Origin of the sequence: Oceanobacillus timonensis, assembly GCF_900166635.1 — a bacterium.
Taxonomy (GTDB): Bacteria; Bacillota; Bacilli; order Bacillales; family Amphibacillaceae; genus Oceanobacillus; species Oceanobacillus timonensis.
Genome location: NZ_LT800497.1, coordinates 1,690,494 through 1,713,293 on the forward strand (window position 1 = coordinate 1,690,494; position 22,800 = coordinate 1,713,293).

Annotated in this window: 22 protein-coding genes; 14 read left to right on the top strand and 8 right to left on the bottom strand. The window is 38.3% G+C overall.

The window, feature by feature from the left end; translation table 11 throughout:
* Nucleotides 1–9 precede the first annotated feature (9 nt).
* The 7 genes from B7E05_RS08200 to B7E05_RS08230 all read left to right on the top strand — a co-directional run bounded on the left by B7E05_RS08200 (nt 10) and on the right by B7E05_RS08230 (nt 8,004).
* The gene (locus B7E05_RS08200) at nt 10–1,071 is read left to right on the top strand and encodes a TRAP transporter substrate-binding protein (RefSeq protein ID WP_245833031.1); all 1,062 of its coding nucleotides are present in this window, start codon (nt 10–12) and stop codon (nt 1,069–1,071) included.
* A gap of 5 nt (nt 1,072–1,076) precedes the next feature.
* Complete coding sequence (locus B7E05_RS08205) at nt 1,077–2,978, top strand: TRAP transporter large permease (RefSeq protein ID WP_245833033.1); 1,902 nt, start codon at nt 1,077–1,079, stop codon at nt 2,976–2,978.
* A gap of 31 nt (nt 2,979–3,009) precedes the next feature.
* Nucleotides 3,010–4,200 (top strand): iron-containing alcohol dehydrogenase, encoded by a 1,191-nt coding sequence (locus B7E05_RS08210; RefSeq protein WP_080873750.1) that lies wholly within the window; start codon nt 3,010–3,012, stop codon nt 4,198–4,200.
* Between the two features lie 154 nt (nt 4,201–4,354).
* Nucleotides 4,355–5,281 carry a selenium metabolism-associated LysR family transcriptional regulator gene (locus B7E05_RS08215; RefSeq protein WP_080873751.1) on the top strand — a complete coding sequence of 309 codons (927 nt, stop codon included), beginning with the start codon at nt 4,355–4,357 and terminating at the stop codon, nt 5,279–5,281.
* Nucleotides 5,282–5,405: 124 nt separating this feature from the next.
* Nucleotides 5,406–7,184: a sulfoacetaldehyde acetyltransferase gene (gene xsc, locus B7E05_RS08220; RefSeq protein WP_080873752.1), complete on the top strand. Its 1,779-nt coding sequence runs from the start codon at nt 5,406–5,408 to the stop codon at nt 7,182–7,184.
* A gap of 365 nt (nt 7,185–7,549) precedes the next feature.
* Nucleotides 7,550–7,735, top strand: a complete 186-nt coding sequence (locus B7E05_RS08225; RefSeq protein WP_040984673.1) for a hypothetical protein — start codon at nt 7,550–7,552, stop codon at nt 7,733–7,735.
* A gap of 14 nt (nt 7,736–7,749) precedes the next feature.
* Nucleotides 7,750–8,004, top strand: coding sequence for a spore coat protein (locus tag B7E05_RS08230; protein ID WP_080873753.1), 255 nt, complete (start codon nt 7,750–7,752; stop codon nt 8,002–8,004).
* A 131-nt stretch (nt 8,005–8,135) separates the two neighbouring features.
* On the opposite strand, the gene B7E05_RS08235 is transcribed toward B7E05_RS08230, so the two are convergent.
* Both B7E05_RS08235 and B7E05_RS08240 read right to left on the bottom strand, forming a co-directional pair.
* Nucleotides 8,136–8,759 (bottom strand): response regulator transcription factor, encoded by a 624-nt coding sequence (locus B7E05_RS08235; RefSeq protein ID WP_080873754.1) that lies wholly within the window; start codon nt 8,757–8,759, stop codon nt 8,136–8,138.
* Nucleotides 8,760–9,122: 363 nt separating this feature from the next.
* The gene (locus tag B7E05_RS08240) at nt 9,123–9,530 is read right to left on the bottom strand and encodes an SLAP domain-containing protein (RefSeq protein WP_080873755.1); all 408 of its coding nucleotides are present in this window, start codon (nt 9,528–9,530) and stop codon (nt 9,123–9,125) included.
* Nucleotides 9,531–9,688: 158 nt separating this feature from the next.
* On the opposite strand from B7E05_RS08240, the gene B7E05_RS22595 reads away from it, so the two are divergent.
* The gene (locus B7E05_RS22595) at nt 9,689–9,982 is read left to right on the top strand and encodes a DUF2187 family protein (RefSeq protein ID WP_080873756.1); all 294 of its coding nucleotides are present in this window, start codon (nt 9,689–9,691) and stop codon (nt 9,980–9,982) included.
* An 88-nt stretch (nt 9,983–10,070) separates the two neighbouring features.
* Here the strand turns inward: B7E05_RS22595 and B7E05_RS08250 are convergent, their stop codons facing one another.
* The 3 genes from B7E05_RS08250 to B7E05_RS08260 are packed head-to-tail and all read right to left on the bottom strand — an operon-like array spanning nt 10,071 to nt 13,641.
* Complete coding sequence (locus B7E05_RS08250) at nt 10,071–11,957, bottom strand: PTS fructose transporter subunit IIABC (RefSeq protein WP_080873757.1); 1,887 nt, start codon at nt 11,955–11,957, stop codon at nt 10,071–10,073.
* A gap of 25 nt (nt 11,958–11,982) precedes the next feature.
* Complete coding sequence (pfkB, locus tag B7E05_RS08255; protein WP_080873758.1) at nt 11,983–12,894, bottom strand: 1-phosphofructokinase; 912 nt, start codon at nt 12,892–12,894, stop codon at nt 11,983–11,985.
* Complete coding sequence (locus B7E05_RS08260) at nt 12,895–13,641, bottom strand: DeoR/GlpR family DNA-binding transcription regulator (protein WP_080873759.1); 747 nt, start codon at nt 13,639–13,641, stop codon at nt 12,895–12,897.
* Nucleotides 13,642–13,859: 218 nt separating this feature from the next.
* Between B7E05_RS08260 and B7E05_RS08265 the strand changes: the two genes are divergently transcribed.
* On the top strand, nt 13,860–14,888 hold the full coding sequence (locus tag B7E05_RS08265; protein ID WP_080873760.1) for a PTS sugar transporter subunit IIC: 1,029 nt from the start codon (nt 13,860–13,862) through the stop codon (nt 14,886–14,888).
* A 111-nt stretch (nt 14,889–14,999) separates the two neighbouring features.
* Here the strand turns inward: B7E05_RS08265 and B7E05_RS08270 are convergent, their stop codons facing one another.
* Complete coding sequence (locus B7E05_RS08270; RefSeq protein ID WP_080873761.1) at nt 15,000–16,913, bottom strand: vWA domain-containing protein; 1,914 nt, start codon at nt 16,911–16,913, stop codon at nt 15,000–15,002.
* A gap of 30 nt (nt 16,914–16,943) precedes the next feature.
* On the bottom strand, nt 16,944–17,813 hold the full coding sequence (locus B7E05_RS08275; RefSeq protein ID WP_080873762.1) for an ATP-binding protein: 870 nt from the start codon (nt 17,811–17,813) through the stop codon (nt 16,944–16,946).
* 741 nt (nt 17,814–18,554) lie between these two features.
* Between B7E05_RS08275 and B7E05_RS08285 the strand changes: the two genes are divergently transcribed.
* Both B7E05_RS08285 and B7E05_RS08290 read left to right on the top strand, forming a co-directional pair.
* Nucleotides 18,555–19,508, top strand: coding sequence for a D-2-hydroxyacid dehydrogenase (locus B7E05_RS08285; RefSeq protein WP_080873764.1), 954 nt, complete (start codon nt 18,555–18,557; stop codon nt 19,506–19,508).
* Between the two features lie 45 nt (nt 19,509–19,553).
* On the top strand, nt 19,554–20,084 hold the full coding sequence (locus tag B7E05_RS08290) for a thermonuclease family protein (protein ID WP_080873765.1): 531 nt from the start codon (nt 19,554–19,556) through the stop codon (nt 20,082–20,084).
* Nucleotides 20,085–20,163: 79 nt separating this feature from the next.
* Here B7E05_RS08290 and B7E05_RS08295 read toward each other — a convergent pair whose 3' ends face one another.
* Complete coding sequence (locus B7E05_RS08295) at nt 20,164–21,024, bottom strand: GNAT family N-acetyltransferase (RefSeq protein ID WP_080873766.1); 861 nt, start codon at nt 21,022–21,024, stop codon at nt 20,164–20,166.
* 172 nt (nt 21,025–21,196) lie between these two features.
* Between B7E05_RS08295 and B7E05_RS08300 the strand changes: the two genes are divergently transcribed.
* The 3 genes from B7E05_RS08300 to B7E05_RS08310 all read left to right on the top strand — a co-directional run bounded on the left by B7E05_RS08300 (nt 21,197) and on the right by B7E05_RS08310 (nt 22,711).
* Nucleotides 21,197–21,484, top strand: a complete 288-nt coding sequence (locus B7E05_RS08300) for a GNAT family N-acetyltransferase (protein WP_080873767.1) — start codon at nt 21,197–21,199, stop codon at nt 21,482–21,484.
* The gene (locus B7E05_RS08305; protein WP_080873768.1) at nt 21,485–21,715 is read left to right on the top strand and encodes a helix-turn-helix domain-containing protein; all 231 of its coding nucleotides are present in this window, start codon (nt 21,485–21,487) and stop codon (nt 21,713–21,715) included.
* An 84-nt stretch (nt 21,716–21,799) separates the two neighbouring features.
* Nucleotides 21,800–22,711, top strand: a complete 912-nt coding sequence (locus B7E05_RS08310; protein ID WP_080873769.1) for an RluA family pseudouridine synthase — start codon at nt 21,800–21,802, stop codon at nt 22,709–22,711.
* The last annotated feature ends 89 nt before the right edge of the window (nt 22,712–22,800 follow it).

Below are 22,800 nucleotides of genomic sequence, written 5' to 3' on the forward strand. Positions count from 1 at the left end.
GAGGTTGTTATGAAAAGGCTATTTCTCTCGATTTTCGTTATTTTCGTATTTTCTTTGATGGTTTTTTTAGGTAATGAAAGGTTATCCAGACTTTCCGGATCAACGGAATTAGAAGTCATTACACTTAGAGCTGCTCAGTCAAAAGCTTGGAATCATCCTGTTTCGCAGGGAATCGATAAATTCGCTGAACTGGTAGAAGAAAAATCAGATGGAGAAATAATCATTGAAACGTATCATGATGGATTGATCGGAGATGACAGAGAAGTGATTGAAAGTGCACAAAGAGGAAGTATTGCTTTTGCCAGCTCCTCTACACCGAATATGACCAGTTTTACAAATTACTTTACTGCTTGGGATTTGCCTTATATTTTTGAAAATAAAGAAGAAGTATATAAAGCAATTGATGGAGAGCCCGGAGATATTGTTCGAGAAGAGATGGAGCAATCAGGATTTAAGGTTATTTTCTTTCCAGACTATGGTTTCCGACAAATTGTTAATAACATTAAGCCAGTTGAAAAGCCATCTGATCTTAATGGGATGAAAATTAGAACAACAAATTCAAGGATTGAACAGGGAGATTTTACTGCTTTTGGGGCAAGTCCGACTCCTGTTGCTTGGTCTGAAGTTTTTACAGCATTGCAGCAAGGAACAGTGGATGGCGAGGGCAATTCGTATTCTCTTTTATGGGATTCGAAGCATCAGGAAGTACTCTCGCATGCAACGGAAGTAAACTATAATTATAGTTCAGATATTCTCGTTATGAATAAAGAACTCTACGAAGAGTTAGAACCAGACCAGCAGGAAATTATTATGGAGGCTGGTCAGGAAGCGATGGAATGGCAAAGAATCGTTGCAACAAAAAGAGATGAGGAGGCTAAACAGCAATTTATAGATGATGGAATTGAAATATATGAACCTACGGATGAAGAGTATTTAGAATGGAAGCAGGCGACAGAAATAGTCTGGGATCAATATGTAAGGGAAGGATATGCCGATCCCGATTACGTTGACATTATTTTAGATACATTGGGAAAGACAAAAGAGAATATTTTTGAAGAAAAAAGGAGGTGAGTTGAGTGGAAGCAGTTGTAGATAATAAAAGTGATAATCATTCCAATGAACCACCCAATTTTTGGATGAAGGGTCTTTCTTTACTTGATCGTAGATTTGAAGAAATTTTCATTGTGTCAGGATTTTTGATTTTCATTATTCTGATTAATCTTCAGGTAATTAATCGTTATTTACTACCATTTTTAGATATTGGAAATATTACTACATGGACGGAAGAGCTTTCAAGATACTTGTTTATATTCGTATCTTTTTTAGGAGCTAGCCTGGCAATACGAAAAAGGGAATCTATTCAGGTCAGCATATTAACCGATAAACTGCCAACAAGCATCCAAAAAGGTCTTCTGCTATCAAATACATTATTTATGTTCTATTTTAGCTATATGATGATAGTTAATGGTTTTGAGCTAATATCCTTTCAGATTGATACACACCAAACAACACCTGCCTTATCCATTCCGATGGCAGTTCCTTACAGCGCCGTACCGATTGGATTTGCACTAATTATGATTCGTTTAATCCAGATATTTATAGAAGATACCAAAGAAATATCTATGAAAGAAGGATTATTGGGAATTACTTTCGCTATTATCATGATTCTTCCCATTGCTTTTCTCGGAGAAGCGGCAATTTCACTTGTATTATTTGGTTATTTTATTCTATTTATATTAATCGGTTTGCAAATTGCATTTGCTCTGGGGGCAAGTACGTTGGCAACCGTTCTGGCCACTGACGCAATTCCGGTTGATTTTTTTCCGCAAACAGCATTTACAAGTATTGATAACTTTCCTATTATGGCGGTTCCATTTTTTATTGCAGCAGGGGTTATTATGGGTGGAGGAGCAATTATCAAACGGTTATTAAATTTGTCAGATGAATTGTTAGGATTTTTACCTGGCGGTTTAGCATTAGTAGCCATTATTACTTCGATGTTTTTTTCAGCAATAAGTGGTTCTGGACCCGCGACGGTAGCAGCTATCGGGACATTGCTCATACCTGCAATGGTTAAACAAGGGTATAATCCAGGCTTTGCAACTGGAGTGGTGGCGACAGCTGGGACAATTGGAGTTATTATTCCTCCTAGTAACCCTTTGGTTATTTATGGTGTTGTATCGCAAGAGTCTATCTCTCAATTATTTCTTGCTGGTATCCTTCCAGGCGTTTTTACCGGCATCATTTTATTAATTGTAACTTTTATCATTTCCAAGAAAAATGGCTGGCAGGGTGAACGAACATCATTTAATCTCAAAAATTCCGCAAAGGCTGCTTGGGACGCTAAACTTGCGTTATTGGTTCCAGTGATCATTTTAGGCGGGATTTATGGCGGCTTTATGACTCCTACCGAAGCTGCAGCAGTAGCCGCTGCTTATGGTATTGTTGTCGGTATGTTTGTATATAAAGATTTAGGCTTAAAAGGTGTTTATCAAAGCCTTGTTAAAGCAGGCATTACTTCTTCCATGATTATAATGTTAATGATTATGGCAAGCATATTTGGCCGGTTAATCACATTGGAACAAGTGGCAGAAATTGTGGCTGAATTTGTCTTATCATTAAGTGAAAATAAATACATCATCCTCTTATTCTTAAATCTATTCTTATTACTTATCGGTTTAGTATTAGAAGCATTGGCCGCAATCGTAATACTGACGCCGATACTATTACCAATGGCCATGGCAGTTGGCCTTGACCCAGTTCATTTTGGACTGATAATGATCTTTAACTTAGCAGTAGGTTTTATTACACCCCCAGTCGGAGTTAATTTATTTGTAGCAGCCAGTACTGCGAAAATCAAAATCGAAGAAATTATTAAAGGAAATAAATATTTACTCTTAACGATGATTGTTCTTCTTATATTACTTACGTACATTCCAGAACTTAGTATGTGGCTGCCGGAGTTGGTGAGAAGTTAAATAACTATAAGTGGTAAAGGGAGGAAATTATATGGATTCAATATTTCAGCCAAAACAAATTACGATAGGTGAAAACAGCTTACAAGACATTGGGAAGTGTGCTAAAAAGCAAAAAATCACACGCTTGTTGGTTATAATAGATAAATTTTTAACAACAGAACCGTTAAATTATGATGATAAAGTGAATCAAATGATAAAAAAGGAAAATATTGTTGTAACTTTCTTTTCGGATTATCAAGGAGAACCAACTACTGACCATTTAAAAGCAGCTTTAAGCGTTGCGAAAAAAGAACGGATTAATGGCGTAGCTGCTATTGGAGGAGGGAGTGCAATTGATATTGCGAAAGCAACAGCACTTTTTTATAGGGACCCTCAGATGGAATGGAGTGCAATAACGAAGCAGGACAGTCTAAAAAGACTGCCTTTAATAGCTGTTCCGACTACTGCAGGAACAGGTTCTGAAGCAACGAAGGTTATGGTTATTACAGATAAAAAAAAAGGCATCAAAATGAATCCAGGGCATTCCGATTTAATTCCTGATATAGCTATACTTGATCCAGTTTTAACGAGTAGTTTGCCGAAACAATTTACTGCATATACCGGAGTGGATGCTTTAACGCATGCAATTGAAGCCTTTGTATCAACAAAAGCCAACTTAGCAACGGATCAATATGCGTTAACAGCGATTCAAATTGCAGGGAGATCTTTACCAGTTGTATACAATGATGGAAGGAATATTCCAGCCAGAGAAGAAATGTTGTTAGCCAGTACGTATGCGGGAATTGCATTTTCTAATGCTTCTACAAATTTAGCTCATGCTGCTGGAAGAGCGTTAGGATCCAGATTCCATATTCCACATGGATTAAGTGTAGCAGTGTTATTGCCGCTAGTTATGCGCTTTGGTTTGCAGGAAGCTCCTGAAAGATATGCGCAAATTGCGATTGCTTTAGGAGAGAATGCAAATAAAGATATACATGAACTTGCTGAGCAATCGATACAAATTATTGAAAAGTATTGTGATGATTTTCAAATATGGAAGGATGCTTTGAACTATATTCACCTTCAGGATTTACAGGATAACATTGACTGCTTAGTAAAAGATGCTTTGAATGGGAATGGTATTTTAACTAATCGAATTGTCCCTTCAAGCTCTGATATAAGAAAATTATTTTTAAACTTGGTTGAAAAATTAAATAAAGTAAAAGCAATCAAACAAGTATAATCATACAAAGATTCATCATACAATTAATTCTGGATAGAAAAGAAAGTATCTTATTATAAAATATTTATTGTTTAACTGGTCGTGATGTCGGTATGTCTGTTAAAAATTATAAGTTCCTTCTATTAAAAATGACAGATTGATGGGATGGGAAAATATGAATTATGAAAAATTAAAAACTTTTATCGTGGTGGCTGAAAAGAAAAGCTTTTCTGAAGCTGCAAAACTATTATTTGTTACCCAGCCTGCCATTACAGCACAGATTAAAGCTTTAGAAGAGGAATTAAGCACGAAATTATTTGAACGGACTACCAAGAAAGTGAACTTAACTCAATCAGGAATAACTTTGATGAACCATGCAAAGGAAATTGTACGATTAAATGATATTACCCGTAAAGAAATCATGGAAATAGAGAATACACTTCATGGAGAATTAAGCATTGGTTGCAGCTTCACAATTGGAGAATATATTGTGCCTGAATTTTTAAAGAAATTTAAAGATATGTACCCGCTAATCCAAATAAAAGTAGATATTACAAACTCTAATAATATCCTTTCGGAAATTAAAAATCAGCGTGTTGATGTCGGTTTAATTGAAAAACCGATCGATGACACAGACATAATTGTGGAATCCTTTTTAGAAGACGAATTGGTTCTTATTGCTTCTCCGTTATCTTTTTCATCAGAAAATCTTGTTATTTCAGTGGATGAATTGAAAGCGTTGCCTCTAATTGTTAGAGAAAAAGGTTCTGGTACAAGAGCAGTAGTAAATCAATATTTAAATGAATCTGGTGTGAAAGAAGAAGAATTGAACATTGTGATGGAATTAGGAAGTACAGAAGCAGTTAAAGCAGCAGTAGAAGCAAAATTAGGAGTCTCTATTACTTCTAAAAGTGCCATAAAAAAAGAACAGAAACTGAATTTATTAACAGCTTATAAAGTAAAGGATATGTCTTTCTATCGTCTTTTTTATACTGCTTATGGAAAAAATCAAGTTTTGAAATCTACAGCAGAGTTATTTATTGAAGAATTATATAAGATGACCAAGAAAAGGAGGGAGTTAATTTTATCACAGAATTTTTGAAATAAATCCTTAAGGAGGTGTTTGAAAAAAACACGATGCAGAAAGATTAATATGCCTTTTACCAATGTTTCAGGTTGATTATTCGAAGCAATTCTTAAATAAAAAATGTTTGGGAGGAATTACAATGACAAAGCAATCTTTGGATATGGAACAGATGACAAATCAAAAAATGAAGATGACTCCAAGTGAAGCAATTGTGGAAACATTAGTAGCAGAAGGGGTAAAAGAAGTTTATGGTATTGTAGGATCGGCGTTTATGGATATGCTTGATTTGTTCCCTACAGCAGGAATTCGATTTCTTCCAGTAAGACATGAACAAAGTGCAGCACATATGGCGGATGCTTATACACGTGTTTCAGGCACTGCTGGAGTTGTTATCGGTCAAAACGGTCCTGGAATTACAAATATGGTAACATCTGTTGCTGCTGCAAACCAGGCACATACACCAATGGTGATTATTTCTCCATCAGCGGGCACTCCGACAATTGGCTGGGATGGATTTCAAGAAGCGAATCAAGTCTCTATTTTCCAGGATATCACAAAAGAAACGGTAAGAGTTACGCATAAAAGTAGAGTTACAGATTGTTTACGTACAGCATTTCGGATAGCTTATGCCGAGCGTGGACCAGTACTTTATGATATCCCACGTGATTTATTTTATGGAGAGTTGGAAGATCAGATATTACAGCCATACCAATATCGGGTAGATTCTCGTGGGAGTGGAGATCCTGTATTATTAGATAAAGCAGCAGACTTATTAAAGAATGCAGAATACCCGGTGATTATTTCTGGCCGTGGAGTCGTTGATTCCGATGGAGTAAATGTTGTAAAACAGATTGCTGAACATTTAACAATCCCGACCGCTGTTTCTTATATGCATAATGATGCTTTTCCAGCGGAACACTCATTGGCTGTAGGCCCAATTGGATATATGGGCTCTAAGGCAGCAATGTATACTCTCCAGAAAGCAGATGTCGTATTAGCGATAGGAACACGGTTGTCTGTATTCGGTACGCTGCCTTGTTACGATATTGATTATTTTCCGAAAGATGCTAAAATCATTCAAATTGATATCAATCCAAGAAATATTGCCAGAACGCATCCAGTGGAAGTGGGGATTATAGGAGATGCAAATGCGGCAACAAAAGCATTATATGAAAAACTGACAGTGGAGTTACCAAATGCTGTAGAAAGTCAAGCCAGACTAGAAGAAATTGCAACAGTCAAAGAAGAATGGGAGCAAGAACTAATTGATTTGGCAATGGAGGACGGAAATCCGATTAATCCGCGCCGTGCTTTACTAGAATTAACAAAAGCAATACCTGAAAATACGATTATTTCTACAGATATTGGGAATGTTTCCTCGACAGCAAATGCATATTTAAAATTTAATCAAACGAGACGTCATATTGCTGCCTTAACATTTGGAAATACAGGTTTTGCATATCCATCAGCACTTGGAGCGCAATTGGCAGAGCCTTATACGCCAGTAGTCGCAATCATTGGTGATGGAGCATGGGGAATGAGCCTGCATGAAGTAAGTACTGCAGTAGAGCAAAATATCCCAGTAATTGCTTGTGTATTTAATAATAAGTCGTGGGCAGCAGAGAAGAAAAATCAAGTGGATTATTATGATAACCGCTATGTTGGTTCCGATATCAAAGCTCCGGATTTTGCAGAAGTAGCTAAATCAATGGGAGCTTTGGGATACACTATTGAAAATGCAACAGATATTGGACCGATAATAAAGGAAGCATTAAGCTTACGCAAACCTGCTGTTGTCAATATATATGTTGATGGAACTCAACTAGCACCTCCTTTTCGAAGAGATGCATTACAAATGCCAACACGCTACCTTAATAAATATAAACATTTAGATTATGAAGTGTGGGGAAAGAAATAAACGAATACCTAAAAATTCCGTACCGATATATTCGGTGCGGGATTTTTAGAAATATTTAAACAGCCTGGCACCGTTGGAATATCGGTACCAAGCTGTTGCATAGGATTTTTGTTTTTTACTGTCTACTTGACAGGGAGCAGTTCAGCGATCGCCTTACACTTCACCTTCTCATTTTTGGCAACAGCTGTATAGAAGTAATGATCAACCCCTGTTCCAATGGAAAGGAAGTTACCTTTTAAAGGGCGAAAGTTTAGTAAGATAAGTAAAGGCAACAACAAATTTCTTTTTCATTCTCTTATGAAAGCATATAAAATCATGGTTCGGGCATAATAACCTTGATTAATTTTTGGAAAGGGGTTTGTCTGATGAGCCAATTAACGCAAACTGAACTGGAAACGTTGCGCAAAGTTATTGGAGAGCACGGGATGATTGTGAATAAGCTGGAGGCTTATGCTGAGCAGGCACAAGATCCGGAATTTAAATCGATTCTACAATTTGATGCACAGGATGCTCGTAATGCACAGCAACAACTAATGTCATTTTTACAATAGGAGGATGATTTGAAATGTTTCAGGATAAAGAAATGGTGAATGATTATTTAAACGGTCTTAATGCAAGTTTGAAAGGTTATGCTGGTTATATTTCCGAATCAAATAATCCCGAGTTGCGCCAAAAATTTGTAGAGCTGAGAAATAGGGATGAAGCACGCCAATTGAAAGTATATCAATATGCATTGCAACACGGTTATTACCAGCCGGGACAATCAGCAAGTCCGCAAGAAATACAACAAGTACAGACGGAATTATCTCAAGGCAGCTGACGAGGGAAAACGTATGTAAAGCATGGAGCTTAACATGACATAACTCGAGTGATTTACAAGCCGTCCATGTATTAAAAAAACGAGAAGTCTATTTCTTGCATAGGCTTCTCGTTTTTAAATGACTGTATTTCCTATATCCAGCCTTTTCGATATGCTAAAAGCATTGCATTGGTCCGGTCATTAACATTAAGCTTCCGTAAAACAGTTGTTACATGGTTTTTCACCGTTTTATCCGAGATTTCTAAGTTGCTGGCGATAATTTCATTATTATTTCCTCTGGATATTTCAAGTAAAACATCCCATTCCCGTTTAGTAAGAAGACCTTCCGGACGGGATTGTAACGTGGACGCCAGAGTTAAAAACTGATCGTGCAACGCTTTAGCCAATTCAGGATAAACGTAAATATATCCTTCATGAATGAAACGAATCCCTGAAATAATCTCGTTTAAGCTCATATTCTTAACAAAGAATCCATCTATATTAAATTCATATAAGCGGATTGTATCTTTCATATGCAAATTAGGGAGGATAATTGCCGTTTTAACATCTTTTAATTGCTCTTGTTCCAATATACGGGTTACATCGTTGTATTGATAAATTGGAATCATAATTAAATCCGGTTTATTAGATGAATCAAGCTGAAAGTCATCTAATTCTCTTAAAGATAAGATAGCAATATTTAAATTCGTTTTTTCAGATAACGTAAATGCATCAATAAAATTAAAAGTTGAGTTTGAAGTTGGCGTAATACTCAATATTATCATCTCCTGTCGTTTAAGTAAGTAAGTTCGTGATGTCAATAAGAATGAAGAATCATGCGATCTTGAGTCTTGCTTCTAATTTGCTAATTTTGAAAAACGATTCTAAATATTATATATTTAAGAATACAGGTATGGAGTGTCTTATCTTGCAGATAGCAATGTCCCATCATCAAATATAGCATACGATTGAAGATATTTAAATTTTGTAACAGTTTCTTAATATAAAATGATATTTAAATCCTGGTTTAAAAAAGTCAAAGTACCTACTTAAGCATGAATAGCCGGGTAATATATCAATTAAAAAGTTTAAGTTACCTAAAACTTTTTAATTGATATTATCAGATAATCCTCCGAAATTTATGGAAGTAAATGATCGTTGCTTGTTTTGGGGCAAACTAAACGGCCGTTTAAGTTAATGGAGTTATTGGTAAAGCTGGATTTTGGAAAGATAAAAGTCCAGGGCATACTGGAGTCAGGAGGAACTAAAACCCTGTCTAAAGTGAATTCTTCTCTCGCTTTAACCGTATCATTTTCTATATATTCCAGTGTAGAATGGTTAAATGAATATGCCTGCCTACTAAAATTATTAATCAAAACAGTAACCAATAGATCGGATCGGTGATTTCTTGCTTGCCATAAAGGGGTGAAAGTAATTGGATTATCCGCTGACTCAGCTGGTACGTTATGATGGAAAGTTTGTTCAATTTTTTGCCGGTCTATATCTGGAAGGGCTTTATCCCATTTTGGCTCAAAAACAAGGTTCATAACAAATCCTCCTAACTAGATACCTTGATTATATAAGATTCGGTCGCAGGAATAAATTTTTAGCGTTTCTTTTGAAAAAAAATATGATTCGTTTTAGACTTGTGGTACGATAAGTGGAGTGAATCACTCGTCCGCTATGAATGAAGGAGGTTATAAACATGGAAGAGGAAAATTTAGACCAGGAACAAGACCAAGAACAGAACCAAGAACAGGAGCAAGAACAGGAACAAGGGCAGATAATAGAGCCAATACAAGAACAAGAGCCTGTGAAGCAAGAGGACATGGCAGAAGTCGGAGAAACGATTAGTATTGTCCGGGGAGAGTATAAAGGAGAAAAAGCAGAGGTTCTTCTTATACGCGATAATTCCGTGATTGTCCGTATCGGAAATCATCCTTCTACAGGAGAACCGATTAAAACGGTCGTCAATCATAAAAATTATAAAAGAAAATAAATGAAAAGCTCCGGCATGGTTTGATATGCCGGAGCTTTTCATTTATAGAAACAACATCAGTGCAACATTCCCTGAGTGTAAAAATCTTTTATCTGGAAATAGGTTTTTTCCAGAAACCAAGTATTAATGCTGCAATAATAGTACCAATTATTAATGATAATATGAAGAATATTCGAGCATCACCTAGACCCAAAACAACAATAATACCGCCATGCGGTGCTGGGACGGAACTCTGGAAGAATTGCGTCAGTCCACCGGCAATGGCTGAACCAATAACAGATGAGGTAATCACACGTAATGGATCGGCTGCCGCGAATGGAATAGCACCTTCTGTAACAAAGAATAGCCCCATAATATAATTGGCTGTTCCAGATTTACGTTCATCTGACGTAAATTTATTTTTAAAGAATGTTGTTGCCAGAGCAATAGCTAATGGAGGCACCATGCCGCCAATCATGACAGCTGCCATAAAAGCGCCATCTCCTGTATCGGTGAAAATACCAATAGAGAATGCGTAGGCTGCTTTATTAAATGGTCCACCCATATCAATGGCCATCATCCCACCGAGGAGTACACCAAGTAAAACGATATTTCCCGTTCCAAGACCTTGTAAGAAATCTAAAATATAATTATTTAGTGTTGAAAATACAGGTCCGATGGCAAAGTACATGGCTGCTCCTGTTACAAGCAATCCAAGTACCGGGAATAATAAAATCGGTTTAAGACTTGCTAAAGACTGTGGCAGGTCTTTTAATAAATGTTTTATTAATAAGACTAGGTAACCAGCTACAAAACCGCCAATCAGACCGCCGATAAATCCGGCATCACTTTCAACTGCCATCATACCAGCTACAATACCAGGCATCAGTCCAGGTCTGTCACTGATACTCATAGCAATATAACCAGCAAGAATAGGGATTAAGAAGTTAAATGCTGTTTCTCCAATGGTATTGAAGAAAAGGAAAACTTCTGATTCATCCCCGTATATCCCTTCAAATAGAAAGGAAATAGCCATTAAAATACCGCCGCCAATAACAAATGGCAGCATATAGGAAATACCGTTCATTAAATCTTTATATATCTTTCCCCAAGCGGATTGTTTTTCATATTCTTCATCATCCCCGCTGCTTTCACCGGAGCTATGATAAACGGGAGCATCTTGATTAACTGCTTGCGTAATGAGTTCTTCTGCTTTTTTAATGCCATCGACAACAGGTCGTTCGACAACATGTTTACCGTCAAATCGTGCCATTTCTACTTTGGTGCTGGCGGCAATGACAACGCCGGTAGCTCGTTGGATCTCCTCGTCGGTTAAACGATGTTTGACACCGTCTGAACCGTTTGTTTCCACTTTGATATCAATATCCATTTCTGCTGCTTGTTTCTTTAAAGCATCTTCTGCCATATAGGTATGCGCAATACCGGTAGGACAGGCAGTTACAGCAACTAAATAAGGCTTATCGCCGCTGATTTCTGTGCTCTCAGATTCGGAAGTATCTGTTTCTTCCGATGTGTCCTCCTCTTTTGTTTCTTCTAAGAAAAGCTGCTGGACTTCATCCGGGGTAGATGCTTCTTTTAGTTTGGTTACAAAAGTCGGTTCCATCAACAGCTTAGATAAAGCAGCCAATGTCTGTAAGTGTGTATCATTTCCGCCTTCAGGGACAGCTATCATGAAGAAGAGATGGGCAGGCTGTCCATCCAAGGAATCATAATCCACACCCTGCTTACTTTTCGCAAACAGGACAGTAGGTTTTTTTACCGCTTTCGTTTTCGCGTGCGGCATTGCAATCCCATCGCCTAATCCAGTAGAGGACTGTTCTTCGCGATTCATTATTGCTTCTTTAAAAGACGCTTGTTCTGTTAATACATTGTACTTATAAAGATTTGCAATCATTTCGTCGATTGCTGCTTCTTTGGATGAAGCTTGTAGATTTAAAAGCATAACATCCTTTTTTAATAAGTCGGTTACTTGCATGTTTCTCATCCTTTCTGTAGTAAGATTAAAGTTCTTTTATTTGGACTTGAGGTCGTAGCTTTTCAATGGCTTCTGTGGATGCTAGATCCTCCGAAAAAGCAGTTGCGCTGCCGGAAGCAACCGACGTTTTAAACGATTCAACGGGGTCTTTTGATTTTAAGAAGGAGCTGATGAATCCTGCGACCATAGAATCACCTGCACCAACAGAGTTAATAAGTTTTCCTTCAGGCGTTTTGGCTTTATAGTATCCTTGTTTGGTAACAAGTAATGCACCATCACCGCCCATGGAAATAATAACGTGTTCTGCTCCTTGTTCTAAAAGTTTTTTCCCGTAGGTGATTACGCCTGCATCTGTTTCCAGTTTTACATTAAATAACGCTTCCAATTCATGAATATTCGGTTTAACCAATAATGGTTTGTAACGTAAAGATGATTCCAGTGCAGCGCCTGTTGTATCAATTGCAAATGCAGCACCTTGGCGACTTGTTCTCTGAATTAACTGTTCATAAAAATCATCAGCAAGAGAAGGGGGCTTGCTTCCGGATAGAATAACCGTATCTCCTTCTTTTACCTGTTCTAATTGTTTCAACAGCTGGTTTATTTCTGCATCGGATAAAACAGGACCGCGCCCGTTTATTTCTGTTTCCTGATCTGATTTAAGTTTGATATTGATGCGAGTGTCTTCCTTGATATGGACAAAGTTTGTATGAACATCTAATTCATTTAAAGCATCTTCGATAAATTTTCCTGTAAAGCCGCCTGTGAAGCCAAGAGCCACAGAGTCTGTCCCGAGCGCTTTTAAAATCCGTGATACATTGATTCCCTTTCCGCCAGGGAGCTTATAATCATTGTCCATGTAACTCAACCCGCCTAATTCGATATGGTCTACTGGTACAATGAAGTCAATCGACGGGTTTAAGGTAATGGTATAAATCATCTAATCTACCTCCAAAATGGTTGTGTGATTTAAATAAGGTTGATGGATAGTTGATAGCTTATCTGTAATAAACGTTACATCGGAAAAATCACATATCTTTGCAAAGCTGACTTTATTCCATTTGCTGTCATCCGCAAGAAAATACGTGTCGGAAGCTCTTTCAATTGCCAATTGTTTCATGGAAGCTTCTTCCGGATCCGGCGTTGTACAGCCGTATGTCATATCAATACTGTCTACGCCGAGAAAGGCTTTCGTGAATTGATAATTCATTAAAGAATGTTGGCTGGGAGCACCTACCATCGCTTTTGTAGAATGCTTTAATTTACCGCCGACAAGATAAGCTTCTATTTGCCTGTCTGCAAGCATGGAAGCATGAGCAATACCATTAGTGACAACGGTAACAGATAAATTCGTGAGAAATGGAATCATTTCCAGTGTTGTTGTCCCTGCGTCTAAATAGATGACGTCATGCTCTTCCAAAAGTGAAACCGCATGCCTCCCTATATTCTTTTTTTGCTGACTGTTTTTGATTGTTTTTTCCTGGTATGTTAATTCTGTTCCAAAGGTAGCATTTAACTTTGCTCCGCCATGAATGCGCAGGAGGTGCCCTTTTTCTTCAAGATATGCAAGATCTCTGCGTATGGTGGATTCGGAGCAGTCAAGGCTCTCGATTAAATCAACAGACTTAACTACACCGCTTTCATTTAAACGACGTAAAATATATTGATGGCGTTCATCTGTTAGCATGACCTTCACCTCTTATTTTTAGTCTAGCACCAAAATCATTCAAAAACAACCAAAAACATTCTTTTTCGATTATTAGTTGTCTATTTAAAATAAAAATCATTATTGACGCGATAAAGAATTCGGTTTATTATAAATAGCACTTTCTATTTAGAATTAAATAACATTTCCCACTAATTGAAAGAAAAAGAATGAAAGAAAATTTTTAGGAGGTAAGGAAAGTGAAAGATACAACAAAGAAATACATCATTGACCGCATGTACAAAGCGTCACAAGGTTTGGCAAATGCTGTCTTAGTGACACTTGGTATTGGATTGTTAATTGAGACAATCGGAACGTTTACAGGGTGGGAAGGTTTTTTATTAGTTGGTAATGCAGCTCAATTGATGCTTGCCCCGGCAATTGGTGCGGGAATAGCCTATCAGCTTGGGGGAAATACATTAGTTATTTTTGGGGCTATGGCTTCCAGTACGGTTGGTGCGAATGCTTTATCGATGGCAGATGATGGAAGTTGGACGCTTATTACAGGACAGCCGATTAGTGCGGTATTAGCGGCAGTTATTGCGATATGGGTCGGAAAGCGTGTCACAGGAAAAACATCGCTTGATATGATGGCAATTCCGTTTTGTTCTATATTTGTAGGTGGGGTGGCTGGTGTTGGACTAGCCGCAATAACAACTCCGTTACTTGAGAAAATTAGTGATTATATTGCTGGCTCTACTTCAGGATCTCCGTTTATTTCAGCTATCGTCATTTCATTAGTTTGGAGTATCTTTTTAATGTCACCGGCATCTTCTGCAGCAATCGCAATTGCATTACAGCTGGACGAGATATCAAGTGCAGCGGCATTGATTGGCTGTACGGCTCAATTTGTAGGGTTTACCGCTATGTCTATCAAACAAAACAATTTAGGTGCGAATATTGCACAATTCTTTTTAACACCAAAAGTGCAGGTCCCCAATATTGTGAAGAATCCGCGCTTGGTTATCGGGCCGTTCATATCATCGATTATATGTGCACCAATAGCTATTTTATTATTTGATTTTGAAGTTCCTTATGAACTGGCCGGCTTAGGTTTGAACTCCTTTATTGCGCCATTAAATATTTTAGCCAATCAAGGCGTGGGCGTTTTAATCATGTATATTGTGGTTGGGGTGATTACGCCTGCCATTATTTCTGTGATGACTTACAAGTTACTGCAATTGAAAGGCTGGGCCAAAACAGGCGATTTGCATATGGAAGTCCAATAACAGTTGTACATAGGTAGATTGGTCGGAAAATAAATATCAGAAAAATAGTATATTTTTTTATACAAAAGGGCAGCATTCTCAGCGAATGCTGCCCTTCATAATAGATGTTGTTTAAATTACCTTTAATAATAAACGCTTAAGCAGAGGGGCGAAATGCTCTGGCAGGGCGGTTACATCAGGAACCATAATGCGTTCTTTTCCATAAATATTCTGCATTAGGTTATCATCATTCTCTTCCACGTGACCGTTTGCCAAAAACATGCCGATGACATCAATTTGATGCTTGCGGGCTTCGGCTACAGCCTGGTACGTGTCCACGATGCCGTTTTGATCATAACCGGCAGCTGCCGGTTGCCCATCCGAAAAAATCAATAGAAACTTATTTTTCTCATTACGGGTAATGAGCTTTCTGGTAACATGACGGATGCTGAAGCCGTCACGATTATCCTCTTGTGCTTCGAGCTGCATGATTTTTGCGCCGTGTTCCTGGTATAAAGAATCCTCCAATGTTTGAATGTATTGGAGATAGTTTGGCTGATAGGTATTTGTTACATTGTTGGCATCTTCCCAAAAGCCGATAATTTCATGCGGAATGCGTAATTCTTTCAATACTTCATGAAACAATGCTACGCCGCGTTTCGTTTCTTCCATCTTATTTTCCATGGAAGCCGAGCAGTCAATTAATAACGTGAATACCGCATCAAATTCTTTGGACTCCTGTTCCTTTTTATAAAAGACACGTGGAGAATCATCCAAAAAGATGGGCAGCAGTTTTTTAGACAGCCGGCCAAACAATAAATTGGTTCTTGGTGCATTTTGCTTATGTTCCAACGTTAATTGAATGGTTTTGGCAAGTTTGATTTTAAAAGGGTTAATTTCTTCTGCCAATTGCCGGTACTGCAGTTCGTCTTCTTCCGTCGGTATCTCTGCATATTCTGTAAACATCTGCGCATGCTGATTTTCTTTTCCGAAACTGGAATCACTTCCCTCTTCGGAAGTATTTTCCTCTTTGGTCAACGTCTCCTGATCGGAATAGTCATTTTGCTGACTTTGACCGGACGTTCCTTGAATTGCTGCCATCGCCTGGTCGCCATCTTCTGTTTCTCGGGCTCCGCCGCCAAGCATCGAAGTCTTGGTTCCTTGTTCCAGCTCAAATTGCAGGAAATTTTGCTTGCGGTCATCATTTTTATTTTCACGATGCCAGGTGGAGAAAGTCTCATCAAAGTATTCATTTTCTTCGTTTGTTTCTTCCTGCTCATCGTCATTTACAAGGGGGTCTGTACGTGTTAATTCATCATACAATGTATTCTTTTCATAGGATTCTACATGACCGATTGGCAGTATAAAGTATTCATGAATCGAATCGGTATAGCCTGCTCCTTGCATTTTTTGCACGATATTTTCCACTAAAGCAGTATTATCCCTGGTATGTTTTGTTTCAAAGACGCTGTATAAGTCCGGTTTTAAACGTTCGAGCATTTCCAGCTGTTCTTCTCCTGCACGCGGAAAATCCGGATCCGGTGTGTTGGCAAACAGTTGTAAATAAATCATGCAAAATATTTCATCCGTGGCATAACTGCGGGTAATATTGGCTTGCAGCTGTGTTGTGAAATAATGGTGAAAGTAATTTTGCCGGTACGTAAAGTTTTGTTTTGTACCGGGACGCTGTTTGCGGATAGCGTCTTCTAAACGGATATCCTCTAATAATGTCAGCAGCTGAATGCCGAATTTAGGGAGCTGGGAGTCTTGGATGTTTTCTTTAAATTGCTGCACTGTTTTTACGTCTGTTTGCTGAAGTGTTCCCAATGTGCGCAGGATGACATCTGATTTTGCGCCGGCTTCTTGCGTTTCTGCCGGAAGCCGGTCCCAGAAGCGGGCGGCCGTAACTTTGTTCTCTGTTAAATCAATAAAAGAACCGAAGCTGGACTCAAATTGCAGCTGTTCATTTTTTGCTAACACAGTCGTTAAATCCTGCAACTGCATAAATAAATGGGTATCCACTTTGGTTTGATGAAATCGATACATATAGAAGTTACTCCTTTCAGAGGATGTTCATCAAAAAAGCGTGTCTGCCAAATTCTCCACAAACGCTTTTTCACGTTCTTCATCCAATTTATCGACAATGCTGCGTAAAATAGCGCGTTTAGGCGGAAGATAAGCCGAGAGATCACAAGCATCGAGTAAAGCACGGACAGATGCTGCGTCCTCTGCCAGCTTTCCTTGGCTCACTGCTGTAATCAGGTCGTTGGATAACGTAACAAAACGCGTTATCAGCTGTTGATCGTTCAGGCTGGTTGTATCTGAAATTAGTTGCTCCAGCTGTTCGCCTTGAATATATGGTACATCAATGACAATAAAACGGTTTTTTAGCGCTTCGTTCAAAGGAACGGTTCCGATATAACCTTCATTAATTGCTGCAATAACACCGAAACCTTCTGTGGCAGTAACGATTTCATTCGTGAAAGGATTGGTAATCGTCCGCCGATAATCCAATACTCCATTAATCAATGGCAATGTTTCCGGCTTGGCCATATTAATTTCATCAATATAAAGAAAAGTGCCCTGCTTCATGGCGTTGGTTACTGGTCCCGGAATAAATTGGATGGTTTGCTTTTCTTCTTCATAAGCTAGTGTTTTAAAACCCATCAAACTTTCCGCATCCAAGTCGACGGAGCAGTTCACACTATACATCGGGCGTTCAAATAAGGAAGAGAGTGTTTCTGCCAATTTTGTTTTCCCTGAGCCAGTCGGTCCTTTTAATAATATATTTTTACCCATGCTTAACGCGACAATCGCATCAATAAATAATTCTTGACTGGGAGGAAGATATCCGCCGGAACGAATGAGTTCTTTATGATCGGGCGACGTTTTTTTATTATTGTCAAGCAGTTTTTGTATTTCCTCTGGTAATTGAATGGCATTCATAGTTGGTTCTCCTTTCGAAATCAGATCAGAGTGATTCCGTTGCTCATAGCTTTTCAGTTCCGTTCACATTGTATTACTACTTGAGCAAAATTACAAAGAATGCGCAGTTGTTGCGCTATTGTTAAGCAATTGCTAAGATAAATATAATAACTCAACTTTCACCCTTTAAAAAGCAACTTCCATTGACAAAGAAAAGAAGGTAACGTGTAAGGCGACCGCTACGGCGGACCGTTTTGCTTTCCTAGGGGCACGCTCTTCAGCTAACTTTTGCCAAGAAGAGCACTTGGCAAAAGTGGATCTTCAGATGGTGCTGATCCCTCAGGAGTCAAAACGGTCCGCCTCCGCTAGTAGGGTATTCTATACGTTTGAAATAGCTGAACAAATAAAAATTAGATTAGACAGAACAGATTTTTCGTGGTGCGTGGTAAAAATATACAGCAATCATTCCTTGCTGTGCATGAAGCTATTCTCGATACAAACGATCCATGCTGTCATGCTTTGTAATGCTAAACCAACCATTGGAAACACCAGAATGATTGGCCGGAGCGGAAGCTATACACCATATTCTGTTCTAAAAATAGAAGGTCGCTTTAACGAAAATCAGGCATGATAATAGAGAACCTGTTCATCCTGGAACAGCAAGGTTTATATGCCTATTCTTAGATGCGAAAGTTGAGTAATAATATAGAAGATGGTACTTTCTATTGTAAGAAAAAATGGTACCGATTACGAGGAGGGTGTATGGTGGAACGGACGATGGCAATTCATTTGGATTTAAAGGAAAAGTATGTAGAGGAAATTCGGAAGATTGCGCCGGATTGGAATATTTATATAGGAGAAGATCTTTCGGATGATATTCTGAAAAAAGCAGAAATTCTGGTTCATTGGCGTAAAGAAAAAGAAAATACTTATCTGGAAAGTAACCAGCTTAAATGGGTGCAATCCTGGAGTGCAGGTGTGGACTCCTTAAACCGAAATAAAATTGCAGAGAAAGGCATCATGCTGACAAGCGCAAATGGGGTACATAGTTATCCGATTTCCGAAACGATTTTTGCTTATATTTTAGGATTAACACGGCTTATTCCTACCTATGTCAGACAACAGCAGGAAAAGGTATGGCATCACGCAAAACTTCGCGGCGAGATTCATAACAAGACGATGGCAGTACTTGGTGTTGGAAAAATTGGACAGGAGACCGCCAAAATCGCAAAAGCTTTTGGGATGAAGGTGCTTGGGGTACGTCATTCAGGAAAAGCGGCAGAATATGTAGATGAAATGTATCAACCACATCAGTTAGACCAGGTACTTCCACAAAGTGATTTTGTTGTTGTTACATTGCCGTTAACCGAGGAGACACACCATCTTATGGGCGAGGAGCAATTCAAGCAGATGAAGGAAGAAGCCTTTTTTGTCAATATAGGACGTGGTTCAGTAGTGGATGAAGAAGCATTAATTCAGGCACTTGAGAATAAGGATATCGCTGGTGCAGGTCTGGATGTGTTTGAAAAGGAACCATTAGAAAATACTAATCCGCTTTGGGAGATGGAAAATGTTATTGTGACACCTCATACAGCTGGAGCAACGGAGTTTTATAATCAGCGTGTCATTGAAGATATCTTTATTCCGAATTTAAAAAGCTATGTTCATGGAGACACACCATCCATTAATCTGTACCGGCATGAACGCGGATATTAAGGAATAACGTGAAAAAAGAATAAGATGAAGGTAAGGATTTAGGAAATGAAAAAGATACTTATTTTACTCGTATCCCTGTTTGTTTTAACAGGATGCGGACTACTTGATTTATCAGAAGATGAGGAGCCCTCGGAAGGAAGAGAGCTGGTTACAGTAGAACGTGTCGTTGATGGCGACACGGTTATTGTTCATTTGGAAGATGGAACCAGAGAACGTGTCCGCCTGCTGTTAATTGATACTCCGGAAAGTGTCAAACCGGATACAGAAGTGCAGCCATTTGGAGAAGAGGCCAGTGAATTTGCCAAAGAATCCATGCCGGAAGGGGAAACGGTAGAATTAGAAAGAGGAAGTCCAGAAAGAGATGATTATGACCGTCTGCTTGCCTACATTTGGGTGGATGATGAAAATATCAATCAGTTATTGGTAGAGGAAGGGTATGCAAGAGTAGCTTTTGTATATGAACCGAATACAAAATACTTGGAAGAACTAGAAGAAGCGCAGAAAAAAGCGAAGGAAAAAGAGGATCACATTTGGTCTATTCCTGGTTACCCAGAGAGCAGGTTTCATGAATATTAAAGATTGAAAAGCAACAGCGCATTAATCAAGTATAGCCAAACATACTTGATTAATGCGCTGTTGTTCAAGCGTGATTGGATCATATTTTCTTATCCATTCCATATAACACCCAAGGAGAATCTAATTCAAATGGATGGTTTTCAGGTAATTGATGGATGATAGAAGCGGGAATATCCATCCACACGTGGATTTCTTCTTCTGGATATTGATCTTGTAAGTCTTTTTGTGCGTGATCAATGGTTTCCCATAAACCTCCCCGTTGAAATAAATCTTCATAAGGGTAAACAGCATGAAGATACGTTTCTTTTTTAATATCTTTTTTTGTAATTAAAGGGGGAAGATCTTCCTCTTGAAAAAAACGCCAGTCTTTTATTTGTTCTTCTTGAAATAACTTGGTGACACTTGGGAAAGGATAATAGCATTCAATTGGAAAAAATGTATGTTCTTTAACATGGTATGTATCTAATAGTTCCTGTTTTCTTTTCATTTGGGCCGTTTCCGGCCAAATATTTTCTGTATGCAGCAATCCATTTACCGTTTTTGCAGTACAGCCATACAGCAGTGTCTGTTTTTTGAAGCCGATACTGCAAAGAACTTTTTGGGCAGGAATATTATGTTTTTGTGTATTTGCGCCTAACCATTGCAAAGGATGTGCTTGAAAAGCCTGGTTACGGACATATTGTGTTAATTGCTTGGAATAACCTTGGCCTTGATAACGAATATCACTTCTTAATCTTCCGAGCATAGCGTATTCAGGTCCAAATGTAGTGTAACCAGCTGTACACACTAATTGATTGTCTATAAAAAGTCCAAAAAGCGCATGGTTTCCTGTACATAATGTATCAAAAATACGTGTTATATAATCATCTGGTATTCCGGTATACATGTTCTCCATTGATTTTTTATCGGATGGTAATAATTGTCGGATAATCGTAGTCATCAAATCACCTCAAGTTCCATTGTAAAAAGAAGCATCTCATTTCGTCCAGTAATTCATTTGCGAAAAAAGTGTGTCATTTCTCAATATTTAAAACGCTTACAAAAATAATATCTTGTAGCAAGAAACTTGGAAGAGTATAATGAAGTAAATGTAGATATTTAGGAGGGCTAAAATGGCTACCATTCATAAAGGAGAAACAAAATTTTTTGTAGGGGAGGATATTCGTGACCCGGAAGCAGAAATTACTTTTGTACAATCAGGGTCGAATCGCTTAGTGATTGATCATACGTATGTGGCAAAAGAACTCCGAAGCCAGGGAATCGCTCAACAGCTGCTGGAGCAGGTTGTACTGTATGCAAGAGAAAATGATAAATATATTATCCCTTTATGTCCGTTTGCAAAAAAACAAATGCAGAAAAATGAAGCGTATCATGACGTCCTTCAAAATCAATTTATTTAAATGTATTTAACAATCAAAGAGACAGCAGCATATTTATCAATAGACGAATCCATTGTGCGTACTTATGTTTTGCAAGGGAAGATACGTGCGGTTTATGATGGAGAAAATTATATTATTAATAAAGAACAATTTACAACATATTTCGAACAGGTTGAGAAGTATAGGAAGGTTATTCAAGCATACTTAGACGAGCCGATTCCGGAAGATATCGATGTGAAGGATGAGGATTAGGCAGCTTTCGCAAGGTGGAATATTCTCAAAAATGTTTGAAGAAAATGAAATTCGATGCTGCGCAAAGAATAAAGGAGATTTTAAATGAAAAACAATAAACGTCCCCGATCGAAAAAAACGGCCCCTTTTTTGAGCTATACGGTAACGGAAGGCAAAGAATTACTTCCTTTTCTAAGAGAAGTATTAGAAAATCGCAGCCGTAATTCCGTGAAGTCTATTTTAACGAGAGGGCAGGTTTCTGTAAATGATCGTATTCAAACACAGCATAATTACATGCTGGAACAGGGACAAGTTGTTAAAATATTAAAAAACAAAGAGGCTGTTAAACAAGAAGTCTTTGTTGGTATGTCTATTGTTTATGAGGATGAAGACATCATTGTGATTGATAAGGAAGCAGGACTGCTTTCCATTGCTACAAAAGAAGAAAGACGACAAACGGCATTTCATCAGCTAATGGATTATGTGAAACTGGATGATCCTGCAGGACGTATCTTCGTTGTTCATCGGCTCGATAAGGAAACGTCCGGGGTCATGGTTTTTGCCAAAAGCGAAGAAGTGAAACGGAAACTTCAGAACAATTGGAAAAACATTGTAAAGGAAAGAACTTATGTTGTTTTCGTAGAAGGAAAAGTCCAAAAGGATAAAGGATATATTGTGTCCTGGTTAAAAGAAAGCCCGACCCATAAGATGTACTCCAGCCGCGTTAAAAATGACGGACAGCGTGCAGCAACGCGTTATCGGGTCATTCAATCCAACCAGCAATTTTCACTACTGGAAGTGGAGCTGGAAACAGGAAGAAAAAATCAAATCCGGGTTCATATGCAAGAACTTGGCCATCCAGTAGTAGGCGATAAGAAATATGGCGGCGGAAATCGCCGGGTACTTGGCCGGCTGGGACTACATGCAAAAGCATTGGCACTTTACCATCCGAGTACAAATAAATTGATGTTTTTCCGTTCGGATGTTCCCAAATCTTTTTATCATAAATCGAAATAAGACAAAAGCCATTATCCTTTGTTCATAAAAGGGTAATGGCTTTCTTTGGTCTGTCGGAAGGATTACTGTTACAAGGCATTCCTAATAAC

What these genes read in the sequence shown, in the direction of transcription:
- B7E05_RS08200 (WP_245833031.1), top strand. Translation starts at nt 10, where the DNA reads ATGAAAAGGCTATTTCTCTCGATTTTCGTTATTTTCGTATTTTCTTTG.
- B7E05_RS08210 (WP_080873750.1), top strand. Translation starts at nt 3,010, where the DNA reads ATGGATTCAATATTTCAGCCAAAACAAATTACGATAGGTGAAAACAGC.
- B7E05_RS08215 (WP_080873751.1), top strand. Translation starts at nt 4,355, where the DNA reads ATGAATTATGAAAAATTAAAAACTTTTATCGTGGTGGCTGAAAAGAAA.
- xsc (WP_080873752.1), top strand. Translation starts at nt 5,406, where the DNA reads ATGACAAAGCAATCTTTGGATATGGAACAGATGACAAATCAAAAAATG.
- B7E05_RS08225 (WP_040984673.1), top strand. Translation starts at nt 7,550, where the DNA reads ATGAGCCAATTAACGCAAACTGAACTGGAAACGTTGCGCAAAGTTATT.
- B7E05_RS08230 (WP_080873753.1), top strand. Translation starts at nt 7,750, where the DNA reads ATGTTTCAGGATAAAGAAATGGTGAATGATTATTTAAACGGTCTTAAT.
- B7E05_RS08240 (WP_080873755.1), bottom strand. Translation starts at nt 9,530, where the DNA reads ATGAACCTTGTTTTTGAGCCAAAATGGGATAAAGCCCTTCCAGATATA.
- B7E05_RS22595 (WP_080873756.1), top strand. Translation starts at nt 9,689, where the DNA reads ATGGAAGAGGAAAATTTAGACCAGGAACAAGACCAAGAACAGAACCAA.
- B7E05_RS08250 (WP_080873757.1), bottom strand. Translation starts at nt 11,957, where the DNA reads ATGCAAGTAACCGACTTATTAAAAAAGGATGTTATGCTTTTAAATCTA.
- pfkB (WP_080873758.1), bottom strand. Translation starts at nt 12,894, where the DNA reads ATGATTTATACCATTACCTTAAACCCGTCGATTGACTTCATTGTACCA.
- B7E05_RS08260 (WP_080873759.1), bottom strand. Translation starts at nt 13,641, where the DNA reads ATGCTAACAGATGAACGCCATCAATATATTTTACGTCGTTTAAATGAA.
- B7E05_RS08270 (WP_080873761.1), bottom strand. Translation starts at nt 16,913, where the DNA reads ATGTATCGATTTCATCAAACCAAAGTGGATACCCATTTATTTATGCAG.
- B7E05_RS08275 (WP_080873762.1), bottom strand. Translation starts at nt 17,813, where the DNA reads ATGAATGCCATTCAATTACCAGAGGAAATACAAAAACTGCTTGACAAT.
- B7E05_RS08285 (WP_080873764.1), top strand. Translation starts at nt 18,555, where the DNA reads ATGGTGGAACGGACGATGGCAATTCATTTGGATTTAAAGGAAAAGTAT.
- B7E05_RS08290 (WP_080873765.1), top strand. Translation starts at nt 19,554, where the DNA reads ATGAAAAAGATACTTATTTTACTCGTATCCCTGTTTGTTTTAACAGGA.
- B7E05_RS08295 (WP_080873766.1), bottom strand. Translation starts at nt 21,024, where the DNA reads ATGACTACGATTATCCGACAATTATTACCATCCGATAAAAAATCAATG.
- B7E05_RS08300 (WP_080873767.1), top strand. Translation starts at nt 21,197, where the DNA reads ATGGCTACCATTCATAAAGGAGAAACAAAATTTTTTGTAGGGGAGGAT.
- B7E05_RS08305 (WP_080873768.1), top strand. Translation starts at nt 21,485, where the DNA reads ATGTATTTAACAATCAAAGAGACAGCAGCATATTTATCAATAGACGAA.
- B7E05_RS08310 (WP_080873769.1), top strand. Translation starts at nt 21,800, where the DNA reads ATGAAAAACAATAAACGTCCCCGATCGAAAAAAACGGCCCCTTTTTTG.